The following is a 13,499-nucleotide window of genomic DNA, read 5'->3' as shown; positions in this document are numbered from 1 at the left end:
GATGAAAAAGAAGTATACGGTCACCGACCGCATCATTACAAAAGTTACAGGCTGGATAGCTGTGCTCACCATCTTGGGGTTAGCCATCTGGGGCGGCATCACTTTGTATGGCTATTATAAATTTGAACAAACCAACGACGCGCAGGTACAGGAATATGTGAATCCTGTTATTTCCCGGGCAGGCGGGTTCATCGTAGCTGTAAAATTCGAGGAGAATCAGCCGGTAAAAAAAGGGGATACCTTACTCATTATAGACAACCGCGAATATAAATTACAGGTGGCACAAACAGTTGCCGCCATTCAAAAATCGGAAGCCCAGTTACAGGTGCTGGAAAGTAATACCCATACCCTGGAACGGAATGCCGAAGCGGTGAAGGCGCAGATAAAGGCCAATGAGGCAAAAGTGGTAAAACAAAAGCTGGATTACGAACGATATACGGATCTATACAAAGAAGAATCGGCCACCAAACAAAAGCTGGAAGAGATCCAGGCGGCGCTTGATGTAAGCACCAGCGATTACCAATCCTCACAGGAGACCTTTAATGCGGCTGTGTCCAAGGTAGAAGATATCCGCGCCGAGAAGTCTGTGGTAATGGCTGAAATAACGCGCCTCAAAGCATTGCTCGAACGCAATAAGCTGGATGTGGATTATACCGTGATCACTGCTTCTTATGATGGAAGAATGGGCCGCCGCACCGTGGAAGTTGGACAAATGATAGACGCCGGAGAGGTGCTGGCCTTTATAGTGAATAACGAAACCGACAAATGGGTAGTGGCGAATTTCAAAGAAACCCAGATAGCACAGCTACACATTGGTGATACGGTGAAAATTCTCGCAGATGCTTTTCCCAATAAAGAATTTAAAGGTACCATCATTTCGCTGTCGCCTGCCACCGGCTCCAGCTTTTCTCTATTACCACCCGATAACTCAACCGGTAATTATGTAAAAATTGTACAACGGGTACCGGTGCGTATCCGGGTTGATGGCGATCGCAAAGAAATAGATGTGCTGAAAGTAGGTATGAATGTGAATGTGTATTCGCCCAAAAAACAACACCATGGTTAGCGGGATTCCCATCTTTAAGCAATGGGTGCCGGGCTGGGCAATAAAGATCATCCTGTTCTCGCTTATTCTGCCCACCATGGTGCTGTTCTTTTTACCCTTTGCCAATATCAATGCCGCAGCGGGGTTTTATGGCAGCGAACCTGCGGATATACAATTTGCGGTGGGATTGTTTTATGCGGGTTATGTAGCTTTTTATAGCCTGGAGCGCCGGTTCTTTACTTATTTGGCTGCAAAGGAATATTTTGTTGTTTTTTCTATGTTGGAAATAGTTACGACTGTCATTTGTTACCATACAGATGAATTGTATCTCCTGTTTCCCATCCGGTTCTTTCAGGGCATGTTATTCAGCAGTACCGTGAACCTGTCGTTATCGTTGATGTTTACCCGGCTGCGGACCGAGCGGGCCCGCGAGATCAGCTTTTCGGTGTTCTTTGGCATGCTCATCTGTATTCTGCCATTCAACAACCTGGTTACTGCCGATCTCATAGATGCTTTTAATTTCAATATAATTTATAAAGTTGCATTATTCTCTTACCTCCCTTGTTTGTGTGCCATCATGATCAGCATGAACAATGTGCGGTTGAATATACGCTTCCCCCTTTATAAGCTCGACTGGCAAAGTTTTGTGTACTGGGGGCTGATGCTGGTGTTACTGGCTTATGTGTGCATTTACGGACAGGAATATTACTGGCTGGAAGATCCAAGGATCCTTTTTAGTGTGCTGGCGATGATGGGCGCCACGCTGTTATATGTACTGCGGGTAAAAAGTATGAAACGCCCGTATGTACATCCCGGTATTTTCTCGTTCCAGAATTTCAGGATGGCCATCTTCCTGCTTTTTATTCTTTTTATCTGCCGCTTTGCGATCAATATCATCAATAACTTTTTTGGTGGTGTTTTGCGGCTGGACCCCATGCACATCAGTTATGTGAATACCGCGAACCTGCTTGGACTGGTAATTGGCGTTATTATTTCCTGTGCTTTGATCCTGCAGAAAAAGAATATCCGCTTTATGTGGGGCCCAGGTTTTCTGTTGTTGCTGTTTTTTCATGTGAGCATGTGGTTTATTTTCAACAGTGAGGCCAATGAAAATAATTTTTACCTGCCGTTGTTTATTCAGGGGTTGGGCGTAGGGTTGATCATGGCGCCCACTATTGTATATGCGGTATCGTCGGTACCGGTCGTGATGGGACCTTCGGCTTCTTCTATTTGTCTGGCCACTGGTTACCTGGGGTTTTGTGTAAGCGCCGCCCTGATCAACTATTGTGAGTTGTATAGTAAGAGCCGGCATTACAATGCGTTCCAGGACCATCTTACCAAAGTGGACCCTGCTGTTTTACATGGATTGACCGTTCGGTCGGGTAAATTATTACATCATGGAATGGCGCATAAACAAGCCCTGAAGGGTGGCCGTAAATTATTGGTGGAAGCGGTAACCAAACAGGGGCAAATCCGTTTCGCCATGGATTATTATGAATGGATGGCGTTGATGCTGGTAGCCGTGCTGCTGCTGATAGCCATCTTCCCTTCACTCAACAAAACGGTAGTATACCTGCGGTCGCGCAGGCTGTCACCGGCATAGGGAGTAGAAGGCTTGCGCCATGTTAAGGAGTAAGGTGGGTCGCCCTTCGAGGGCGGCTCACCTTGAGATCAAAAAAAGGTGAGCCACTCTGAAAGAGTGACCCACCTTGACCAGTTAACAAAGATAAAATGAAAAACATGAAATATATAATAACGGCCCTGGCGCTGACAGCGATACTAGTCAGCTGCAACAAAAAGGGGCAGGACTTCAAGATAAAATCAGTAACTCTTTTAAAACACCGGCCCTTGCAGTATCCGCAGGAACTGTTGCGGGTCAAATTTCTTGATGGGGCTGATTCGCAAAAGGTAATCGGTATAACATCGGGTTACCCGGCCAACCTGCCGCTGCCTGCTACCATGTTGGTTGATCCGGCGTTTAAGTTAAAATTATACAGCCAGCCCTGTTATGTACAACTCTGGGGCGATTCAACCGGGCTCATCGGTTCCAGTAAAGTAAATATGGATGACTATAAAATTATTTTTCCGCTGGATATGGAAGTGGAGAATGAAGACATGAAAGTGACCCTCACCGGTAAATGGGACCAACAATAAGCTCTCCCCGTACGGATAAAAAAAGGAAACGGCAAACGGCAAACGGCAAACGGCAAACGGCAAACGGCAGACGGCAAACGGCAAACTCCGATTAATAGCTAGACTCATTATAATTCTTATAACCTATTAATTTAATAACCAGTCAATAGTTAAGGAACCCTCCCTCCAATTTTCGGGAGGGTTTTTTCATGTAAACCCTTTTCCCTACATTTGGTATCGAATAGTATAGAATAGGACAGCTCCTTACACATATTGCCATATGAACGATGTATTTAAAGAGATCTACGAAATGGAAGGGGTGAGCGGCCTGTCGAAACACGATCAGCTCGTGAACGGCATCCTCAACGCCATCCAGAACAAATCGCTCGCCCAGGGCGATCTGCTGCCTTCTGTAAATAACCTCATCAACGAATTCGGGTTTGCCCGGGAAACCATTGCCAAAGCCTATAAGGACCTGGTAAACCGGGGTATTGTGGAGTCGAAGAACCGCGTGGGTTTTTATGTTTCCAATTGCGATGTAAAACAACACCTGAAAGTAGCCCTGGTTTTATTTGCCTTTGATGCCTTCCAGGAAACTTTTTACAAAATATTCCGGTCGAAGCTGGGTAAGAGTGTGCAAATTGATGTTTTCTTTCATCATAATAATATTGATGTACTGGAAAGTACTATTCAGAGTATTCGCGGACGCTATGGCTTATATGTAGTGGCCCCGATTCCGCATAAACGCACCGCAGGTATTTTGGAAACACTGCCGCTGGATAAATTCCTGATGATCGATCGCTATGAGAAGCTTGCCAGTGATTATTCCTATATAGCGCAGGAGTTTGAGCACTCGAGCTATCGGGTATTTGAGGAGCTGGCCGATACCATTAAACGGTACGATGGCATGATCTACTATCATCGTCCGGCCGCAGATACGCCCATAGAAATACTGCATGCCTTTAAACAATTTGTAAAGGCACATAAGATAAAACATGAGATCAGGGCCGAGTATATTCCGGGCAGTCTGGAGAAAGGCAAGGTGCATTTTACCATCAATAATACCGAACTGTGGAGTATGTTGAAGGACTGCAAAGTGAAGAAACTGAAGCCGGGGAAAGATGTAGGTATTTTGTCGCACAACGATGAAGTGGTGAAGGAGCTCATCTTTGATGGCATCACTACTTATTCCGCCGACTTTAAAATGATGGCGGAGAAGGCAGCCAATTTTGTATTAACGCGAAATAAGATCCGGGAAATAATACCCACCGTACTTATCAGGCGTAATTCGTTGTGATGAGTTTGTAGCCTATGAACATAACTGGATTTGTTTGTTTTTTGCTTTTCCTGGCCTTGGTTGCTGCGATCGCTATATATAATACTAGGAAGATGCGCCTGAATACCACCGCGGCCTATTTTATGGGTAACCGCTCGCTGGGGTTCTGGATGGTAGGCTTTTCCCTTTTTCTCACTAACATGAGTTGTAATGTGCTCATTGGTGAGAATGAATTTGTATATACCAACGATATGTCGGTAATGGCCTGGGGCATAAGCTCCATCCTGGCCATGATCATTGTGGCAGAATTTTTCCTCCCTGTCTATCTGAAAATGGGCGCTGTTACCACGCCTGATTTTTTAGGCCAAAGATTTGGTCCCCGGTTAAAAAAGTTTGTCTCCATTTTCTTTCTGGCCAGTTATGTGGTGAGTTTAATACCAACCGTTTTGTACGGAAGCGCGGTGGCGCTCAATGGTATTTTTCATGTGGATGAAGCACTGGGCATCTCTTATTTTGCGGCCATCTGGTTGTTGGTAATAGGAGTGGGTATTATAGGTTGTTGTTATACGGTATTGGGTGGTTTTAAAGCCATCACTATTTCTGATCTGGTGCAGGGGGCCGCCCTGGTAGTGGGTGGCATTTTATTGCTTGCATTTGGATTACGTTACCTGGGGCAGGGGAGTGTGGTGCATGGAATACAAACTATCCTGGCTTCTAAAAAAGAACACCTGAATGCCATTGGCGGGTCGCACGACGCTATTCCGTTTAGTACCTTGTTTACGGGTATGTTCCTGATAAACCTGTACTACTGGGGCATGGAACAATACATTGTGCAACAGGCGCTGGCCGCCCGGAGTTTGTCGCAGGGACAGAAAGGTATTTCACTGGCCTGTTTTGGTAAACTGGTAGCGCCCCTGTTCCTGAATGTACCGGGGTTGATTGCGGTGCATTTGTATCCGCATTTAACCAATACTGCCACGGTGTTCCCCAAATTAATTGGCGATGTATTGCCGCCTGTAATAGCCGGTTTTATTGCGGCTGTTGTTTTTGGCGCGGCCATCAGCACCTTTAATGCGGGACTCAATAGTTCGGGAACCTTGTTTATTATGAACCTGTACAAACAATGGCGCAGAAATGCCGGTGACCGCGAACTGGTAAAAGCGGCGCGGATCTTTCAGTTATCACTTACGGTGGTGGCCATGTATTTTTCTCCATTTATCAGCCGGTTCAATGGCGGGTTCTATACTTATATTCAGAAAGTATCCAGTTTTTTTAGCGTACCGGTGTTCACCGTAATGATCGTGGGTTTTCTTACCAAAAAAGTGTCGGAGGCGGCGGCTACCATTGGGTTGATCTTTTTTATAGTTACGTATATGTTGAGCCAGCTGGTATTTGACCTGCCCTTACATTATTTACATGTGGTGGCTATTTTGTTTGTGGCAACGGTGGTGTTGATGTTGGTGGTGGCCAAATGGAAACCCATGACCACCCCTTATACCTTACATAACCAGGCTGTGGTTGATCTGAAACCGTGGCGCAGCCGGCACTGGTTCTTTTTGATATTATTGATCCTTATGGCAGCAGCTTTCGTCCTGTTCTCAAAAGCTGGTGTTGCACAATAAAAGATTATAAACCTTGTAACCACTTTAAAACACCCAACCATGCGATTCATACCCTTTTTATTGTTCTGGTTATGTTTGAAAACGACTACAGCAATGGCTGTTGGTGAAAAGGATTCTGTGGTGCACATTCCTTTCGGGAAAAACAATGTAATACAATATCATTTAAACAGTGGTACCTGGGATGTGTTGTTCAATGGCAAACTGGTTATTACCGGTGCTTACTTTACTTACAAAGGAGAAAAAGAGATAACCAGCACGGAAATAGGCCCGGGAAAACGTAGAGCGGTAATTGAATCTTCTAAGTATTCAGGCGGTATTATTGAATGGTACCACGATGATATGCATATAAAACAAGTATTTAGTGCCGAGGTTGGAAAAAATTATTTCACCACAAGGCTGATAGTGGAGGGGAAGCATGTTGCGGCTGGGTATAGCTCTCCGCTTACCGGAGCCCGGATAGTATTGGAGTCAACGGGTGATAACCGCGCATTGGCCGTGCCGTTCGACAATGATATGTGGGCGCGTTTTGATGCACAACCAATACAGCAAGCCAATTTTACAAGTAGTGAAGTATTGGCTTTGTATAACAATGTTAATTATCAGGGACTGGTAATTGGATCTTTGTCACATGATATATGGAAAACCGGGATCACAGTAAAAGCCATTGATGCCAAATCAGCAGCGCTGACTGCTTTTGGCGGTCTGGCTGATAACAAGATTACCCACGATAATATTTTTCATGGCAAGGTCATAGAAGACGATACAATTTGTACTTCACCCTATATATTGGTCGGACTATATGACGATTGGCGAAACGGTATGGAAGAATATGCGGCTGCGAACAAGGGTAATAAAGCTCAAGGAATAGCAAAATGGGAAAAGCCCACTCCCATTGGCTGGAACAGCTGGGGGGCGCTGCAAACCAAATTAACGATCGGTAAAGCCAAAGACGTAGTTGATTTTTTCAGTGACTCCTGTAAAGGGTTTCGTACGGCCGATAGCAGCTTGTTTATCGATCTCGATTCTTACTGGGACAATATGGTAAAAGGCGGGCTCGATGGCGATATAAGACAGCTAAAAGAATTTGTGACCTACTGTAAAAGCAAAGGGTTCAAACCCGGTATTTACTGGGCGCCGTTTGTTGATTGGGGTAAGTCAGATCGAAAGATGGAAGGATCCACCTACAGTTATACACAGGCCTGGACCCGCCAGAACGGCCTGCCGGTTGACATGGATGGCGCCCTGGCCCTTGATCCTACACATCCCGGTACCAAAGCCAGAATTGCCTGGTGTTTGAATCACTTTAAAAAATTAGGCTTTGAAATGATCAAGATCGACTTCCTGGGACATGGCGCCCTGGAAAGCGATCATTTTTATGATCCAGCAGTAACAACTGGGATGCAGGCATATCATATGGGAATGAAATTTATCGACAGTGTGCTGGATAACAAAATGCTGATATATGCGGCCATTTCACCGACGATGGCCACTGCTCATTATGTGCACATGCGCCGTATTGCCTGTGATGCGTTCAGCGCTATTGACAATACTGAATATACGTTGAACAGCACAGGGTATGGCTGGTGGCAAAGCCATTTGTATAATTTTGTAGATGCTGATCATGTAGTGTTCAACAAGGAAAGTGAAGGCGCTAACCGGGCACGATTGGCTTCTGCATTAGTAACAGGTACGTTGATCACTGGCGACAATTATGCGGAAAAAGGTCCCTGGTCAAAAACTGCCATGCGGTTGTTACAAAATAAGCAACTGCTGGAAGTGATAAAAGATGGCCGCAGCTTCAGACCCGTTGATGCCAATACCGGTAACAAAGGGGTGAACGTATTTATAAAAAAAGTGGGCATCAAAACTTACGTGGCGGTTTTTAATTTCACCAACAACCCACTCAAATATACTTTGTCATTGACCCGTTTTGGGTTGGACCCATCAACAAAACTTATGGTAACAGAACTTTTCTCAGGCAACAATACAAATTGGTCTGATACAATTGAGTTAACTGTACCACCTTCTGATGCAATGATTTATTCTTATTAACCTAAGTGGGGAAGAATAAGTTCCCCATTTATTTTGACCAAATCAAATAAACTCTATATTTGTAGTAGTATAGGATAGTATAGTACAGGTAGCATAGGCTGCCTGTAATATAACTATGGGTCACATTTGTCATTCCAATCAAACGCTGCTTATATGATTAAACGATTTGCCTGCTGTATGTGGAGGTGTACAGCCTTCGCACACCAATCTTGCTATTTAATTCTTTTCACCTTATTTACGGGCTTCCTGTTGCTGTCAGTGGATTCCTTTGCGCAAGCAGACGGGCCCATCTCGGGTACCGTATTAGACAGTGCTCATAAAGAAGTACTGGCGGGTGTATCGGTACAGATCAGGGGTACCCGTCAGGGAACCAGCACCGATTCAAAAGGCCGCTTTACACTCGATATTCCCGGTGACCAGGTAACACTGGATATCTCCTTCGTGGGGTACAAACAGGTACAGGTAACCGCCCATAAAGGAAGACCAGTCACTGTTTTGCTGCCCCTGGCTGAGGATTCAACAGCCGATGTAGTGGTAGTGGCTTACGGGAAACAGAAAAAGCAAAGTATGGTGGCTTCCATTACCACCATAAATCCAAAAGAACTGCGTGGGGCTACCAGCAACCTGACCTCCATGCTGGCAGGCAGGGTCTCCGGAATGATCGCTTACCAGCAAAGTGGGGAACCGGGCGCCGATAATGCCTCCTTCTTTATCAGAGGGGTGGGCAGTTTCGGGGCCGGTAAAGTAGACCCGCTGATCCTGATCGATGGGATGGAATCGAGTACCAACGACCTAGCCCGCTTACAACCCGATGATATTTCCGGATTCTCCGTATTGAAAGATGCGGCAGCCTCCTCCTTATATGGCGCCCGCGGTGCAAATGGCGTAATTCTCGTGACCACCAAAAGTGGCGCAGAAGGGAAAGCCAGATTTGGGGTACGGTTAGATATGCCTGTATCAACCAATACCCGCAACTTCAAATTCGCTGATAATATTACGTATATGAAGCTGGCAAACGAAGCGGTGCTAACCCGTGACCCGCTTGGTGTATTGCCCTATACACAAAACAAGATCGATCATACCGAAGCGGGAGATGATCCATTGCGCTATCCCAATAACAATTGGATCAACGCGCTTATAAAAGACTATACCATCAATAATAAGACGGATATGAATGTGAGCGGTGGTGGTAAAACAGCGCAATACTATATTGCCGGCACTTATAATATCGACCGCGGTATTTTGAGAACTGTTAGCAACAGCAGTTTTAACAGCAATATCAAAATGGGTAACTACAGCGTGCGGTCAAATATCAACATCAATATTACCCCCACCACTAAAGCGGTAGTAAGGACCTATGCCCAGTTTGATGATTACAATGGTCCAATTGGTTACCGTGATGAAGAAGGCAACTGGGTGAACGGTGGAAAGGCGGTATTTAACAGCGCCATCTGGAGCAACCCGGTTATGTTCCCTTCGGTTTATCCATCTTCTTTTGCACCTTATCTGCAACACCCCATTTTTGGCAACTCTTTTATAGGTAACACTACCAGTCTGTACAACAACCCATATGCCAGCATGGTCTCTGGTTTTCAGCAGTATAGCTCTTCTACGGTGAATGCCCAGTTAGAATTGAACCAGAGCCTGAATTTTGTGACACCCGGATTGGCTACCCGGTTTATGGCATACACCCAACGCTATGCATTCTTTAATGTAAACCGCCGGTACAGTCCATTCTATTATACTTTAATGCCCGATGCAAATGGCAAGTTAAATGTATTAACACCGCTGAACCCGGGACAGGGTACCGAGTACCTGAACTACAATCCTGGTGACCGGTTGTTGAATACCACTACGTACGCTCAAATAGCTACTGATTATAGCCGCACCTTTGGCGACAAACACGCCGTAACCGGCATGCTCATTGGCATTTTAAGAAATTTCCTCACGGCCAATGGAGGTGATCTGCAAAATTCTCTCCCGGCCAGGAACCTGGGGCTTTCGGGCAGGTTTACCTATGCATACGAAAACCGCTATCTGGCAGAGCTTAATTTTGGGTATAACGGATCGGAACGCTTTGCCGCCAGTCATCGTTATGGGTTTTTCCCTTCAGCGGGGTTGGGCTGGATCGTATCGAATGAAAAATTCTTCGAACCTTTGCAAAGCGTGATCACCAACCTGAAGTTCCGTGGCACCTATGGTTTGGTTGGTAACGATCAGATCGGTTATGCCTGGGACCGCTTCTTTTACTTATCCAATGTCAATCCCAATAGCGGCGACAACAGTTATCACTTTGGTGTCAATCAGACTCGGTTCATCCCAGGGTATGCCATCTACCGGTACGCCAATTCCGACATTACCTGGGAAAAAGCAAAGACCGCCAACTACGGTATGGACCTTAACTTCCGCAATGGCATCGGTGTAGTAGTAGATGGGTTCCATTCTATTCGTTCCAACATTTTGATGGGAAGATACACGATCCCCACTACCATGGGTTTGGAAGCGGGTATTCAGGCCAATGTAGGCGAAGCTGAAAGCCAGGGGGTGGATGTAGCGGTCAACTATACCAAAGACCTCAATAAGTCGATGTGGGTACAAACCCGCGCCAACTTCACTTATGCAACCAGCAAATTCCGCATTAATGAAGAACCAAAATATCCGGCCGAATTACAATACCTCTCCCGTGTTGGTAGATCGTTGAAACAGGAGTATGGACTGGTGGCAGAAAGATTGTTTGTAGATGATGCGGAAGCCCGCAAATCACCGGTACAGAGTTTTGGCGGTAACCCACCCATGGGCGGTGATATCAAATACCGCGATATCAATGGCGACGGACAGATCACCAGCCTTGATGCGGTACCGCTTGGCCATCCTACTGTACCCGAGATCACCTATGGTTTTGGTATTTCATTCGGGTATAAAGGATTTGATCTTAATACTTTCTTCCAGGGTAATGCAAGGGTCTCTTTCTTTATCAATCCATATAATGTCGCACCTTTTGTGTTGAATGGCGGTTCGCAGAATGGCTTACTGACAGCCATAGCCGACAGTCACTGGTCGGAGGAAAAGCAGGATCTGCATGCTTTTTGGCCACGGCTCGATGGGCAGTTCAACGACAACAATTCCCAGAATTCCAACTGGTGGTTACGCAATGGCGCTTTCCTGCGGTTGAAAACAGTGGAAATAGGTTATGCCGTGCCACGCAAACTGCTTAACCGAATTGGTTTCCACAATTTAAGGATCTATGCCAATGGACAGAACCTGTTTGCCTTCAGCAAATTCAAACTGTGGGATCCTGAAATGGGTGGTAAAGGGTTAGGTTATCCTGTACAGGCAGTATACAACCTGGGGATCAATTTCGGATTCTAAGAACTGCGCATTGTATTGATTCACTTTTTGAAACAGCAAACAATGAAAACAAGCTATTATATACCGGTTTTGATCCTGGTGATCACCGTGTGTTCGTGTAAAAAGAATTTTCTGGATGTGGTGCCCGATAACGTGGCCACGCTTGACAACGCTTTTACCATGCGTTCTGAAACGGAAAAATACCTGGCCACTTGTTATTCCTTTTTGCCCAATGACGGCGACCCGGTAAGCAATATTGCGTACCAGGGTGGTGATGAATTCTGGCTGGCCTATCCGCCTGCCAGCTTAACTGCCACCAACTGGAATGTAGCCCGTGGCAACCAGAACGTAGTACGCCCTTATGTGAACCTGTGGGATGGCGATGATTTCGATCACGTAAAGTATAAAGGTTTGTTCGTTGGCATCCGTACCTGTAATACCTTCATCGAAAATGTGTCGGACCTCACAAAGGTGCCTGATCTCACCATCGACGAACGCACCCGGTGGTTAGGGGAGGTGATGTTCCTGAAAGCATATTACCATTTTCTGCTGATGCGCCAGTATGGGCCCATTCCCATTACGGATAAAAACATTCCCGTAACTGCACCGCTGGAAGAAACAAAAGTTAAACGGCAACCGGTTGACACCGTAGTGAATTATATTGCCGGTTTGATCGATTCAGCCTGCACCCGTTTACCAGTGACCTTGTTAACACCTTCCACCGAATTGGGCCGCATTACAATGGCTATTGCCAAAAGCATGAAAGCCCGCGTACTGGTATATGGCGCCAGTCCGCTGTTCAATGGCAATACTGATTACAACAATTTTAAGGACAAAAGTGGTGTGCAACTGATCTCCACAACTTATAGTGCAGAGAAGTGGCAACGCGCTGCCCAGGCAGCAGCAGATGCTATAAAGGCCTGTGAGCAGGCGGGGATCTATCTTTATAAATTTAACAATACAACGGGTTTCCCGCTTACCGATGGTACCGTTACCCAAATGAGCGTGCGCAATGCGGTTTGTGAAAAATGGAACCAGGAATGGATCTGGGCCAACTCCAATTCTTCTACCTGGCAATTGCAGTACTCCTCCATGGCGCACATTGACCCTGCCAACTCAGGTAACTCCAGCATCTATGGTACACTCGGGCCCACCATGCAGGTGGTTCGGCAGTTCTATTCCAGGAACGGTGTTCCCATTACAGAAGATAAAACACTTGACTTTTCCAGTGCTAACCAATTGAGAACAGCTACGCATGATGAACGTTTCAATATTGTAGAAGGCTATAGAACAGCCCGGCTGAATTACGATCGCGAACCACGTTTTTATGCAGATCTTGGTTTTGATGGCGGTACCTGGTACATGCAAAACAGTCCCAGCCATACCGATGAAAATACCTGGAGCGCCCAATTGAAACTAGGACAGTATGGCAGCGGGGTAGCCGTTACCATTACTACCTATTATCCCAAGAAACTGGTGAACTGGAAATTCGCCTATACAGGCAATAACAATAGTCAGATCGAAGACTATCCATTTCCTACCATGCGCCTGGCAGATCTATACCTATTGTATGCTGAGGCTGCAAATGAGGCGAACGGTCCGTCGGCTGAAGTTTACAAATATGTGAACATGATCAGGAACAGGGCCGGGCTGCCTACCATTCAGGACAGCTGGACCAATTTCTCTACTAACCCCGGCGCCTATTTGACAAAAGACGGGTTACGCACCATCATTCGCAATGAGCGCAATATTGAAATGGCATTTGAGGGAAGCCGGTTCTGGGACCTGCGTCGCTGGAAACTGGCAGGCACCCTGCTCAACGCGAATATTACTGGGTGGGATCGATCCGGTACAGCCGATCATCCTGAACTGTTTTACATTCCAACCACGTATTATACCATGCGGTTTGTGGTACCACGTGATTATCTGTGGCCGATCAGGGAAGCGAATATGGTTGTAAATGAAAATCTGGTACAAAACCCTGGCTGGTAAAATCTTCCTTAAACAAAAACAGGCTTGCCAA

Annotated in this window: 8 protein-coding genes; all 8 read left to right on the top strand. The window is 46.0% G+C overall.

Annotated features, from left to right (window positions below; all coding sequences use genetic code 11):
* The first annotated feature begins 1 nt into the window (after window position 1).
* Window positions 2-1,066 (top strand): HlyD family secretion protein, encoded by a 1,065-nt coding sequence (locus tag J7I42_RS18990; RefSeq protein ID WP_209140424.1) that lies wholly within the window; start codon window positions 2-4, stop codon window positions 1,064-1,066.
* Window positions 1,059-2,648: an MFS transporter gene (locus J7I42_RS18985; RefSeq protein WP_209140423.1), complete on the top strand. Its 1,590-nt coding sequence runs from the start codon at window positions 1,059-1,061 to the stop codon at window positions 2,646-2,648. Before J7I42_RS18990 ends, J7I42_RS18985 begins: the two co-directional genes overlap by 8 nt.
* A gap of 137 nt (window positions 2,649-2,785) precedes the next feature.
* Complete coding sequence (locus J7I42_RS18980) at window positions 2,786-3,199, top strand: hypothetical protein (protein WP_209140422.1); 414 nt, start codon at window positions 2,786-2,788, stop codon at window positions 3,197-3,199.
* Window positions 3,200-3,458: 259 nt separating this feature from the next.
* Window positions 3,459-4,475: a GntR family transcriptional regulator gene (locus J7I42_RS18975; RefSeq protein WP_209140421.1), complete on the top strand. Its 1,017-nt coding sequence runs from the start codon at window positions 3,459-3,461 to the stop codon at window positions 4,473-4,475.
* A gap of 14 nt (window positions 4,476-4,489) precedes the next feature.
* The gene (locus J7I42_RS18970) at window positions 4,490-6,076 is read left to right on the top strand and encodes a solute:sodium symporter family transporter (RefSeq protein WP_209140420.1); all 1,587 of its coding nucleotides are present in this window, start codon (window positions 4,490-4,492) and stop codon (window positions 6,074-6,076) included.
* A gap of 39 nt (window positions 6,077-6,115) precedes the next feature.
* On the top strand, window positions 6,116-8,128 hold the full coding sequence (locus J7I42_RS18965; RefSeq protein WP_209140419.1) for an alpha-amylase family protein: 2,013 nt from the start codon (window positions 6,116-6,118) through the stop codon (window positions 8,126-8,128).
* 153 nt (window positions 8,129-8,281) lie between these two features.
* Window positions 8,282-11,497 carry a SusC/RagA family TonB-linked outer membrane protein gene (locus J7I42_RS18960; protein WP_209140418.1) on the top strand — a complete coding sequence of 1,072 codons (3,216 nt, stop codon included), beginning with the start codon at window positions 8,282-8,284 and terminating at the stop codon, window positions 11,495-11,497.
* Window positions 11,498-11,539: 42 nt separating this feature from the next.
* Window positions 11,540-13,468, top strand: coding sequence for a RagB/SusD family nutrient uptake outer membrane protein (locus tag J7I42_RS18955; RefSeq protein ID WP_209140417.1), 1,929 nt, complete (start codon window positions 11,540-11,542; stop codon window positions 13,466-13,468).
* Window positions 13,469-13,499 lie beyond the last annotated feature (31 nt).

It is taken from the genome of Niastella soli, assembly GCF_017742245.1.
Taxonomy (GTDB): Bacteria; Bacteroidota; Bacteroidia; order Chitinophagales; family Chitinophagaceae; genus Niastella; species Niastella soli.
Note: the sequence above shows the minus strand (reverse complement) of the source record. Positions and strands in the feature narration are given on the sequence as shown.

Coding starts and splice junctions, on each gene's coding strand:
- J7I42_RS18985 (WP_209140423.1), top strand. CDS start 1,059: ATGGTTAGCGGGATTCCCATCTTTAAGCAATGGGTGCCGGGCTGGGCA.
- J7I42_RS18955 (WP_209140417.1), top strand. CDS start 11,540: ATGAAAACAAGCTATTATATACCGGTTTTGATCCTGGTGATCACCGTG.
- J7I42_RS18990 (WP_209140424.1), top strand. CDS start 2: ATGAAAAAGAAGTATACGGTCACCGACCGCATCATTACAAAAGTTACA.
- J7I42_RS18960 (WP_209140418.1), top strand. CDS start 8,282: ATGATTAAACGATTTGCCTGCTGTATGTGGAGGTGTACAGCCTTCGCA.
- J7I42_RS18970 (WP_209140420.1), top strand. CDS start 4,490: ATGAACATAACTGGATTTGTTTGTTTTTTGCTTTTCCTGGCCTTGGTT.
- J7I42_RS18965 (WP_209140419.1), top strand. CDS start 6,116: ATGCGATTCATACCCTTTTTATTGTTCTGGTTATGTTTGAAAACGACT.
- J7I42_RS18975 (WP_209140421.1), top strand. CDS start 3,459: ATGAACGATGTATTTAAAGAGATCTACGAAATGGAAGGGGTGAGCGGC.
- J7I42_RS18980 (WP_209140422.1), top strand. CDS start 2,786: ATGAAATATATAATAACGGCCCTGGCGCTGACAGCGATACTAGTCAGC.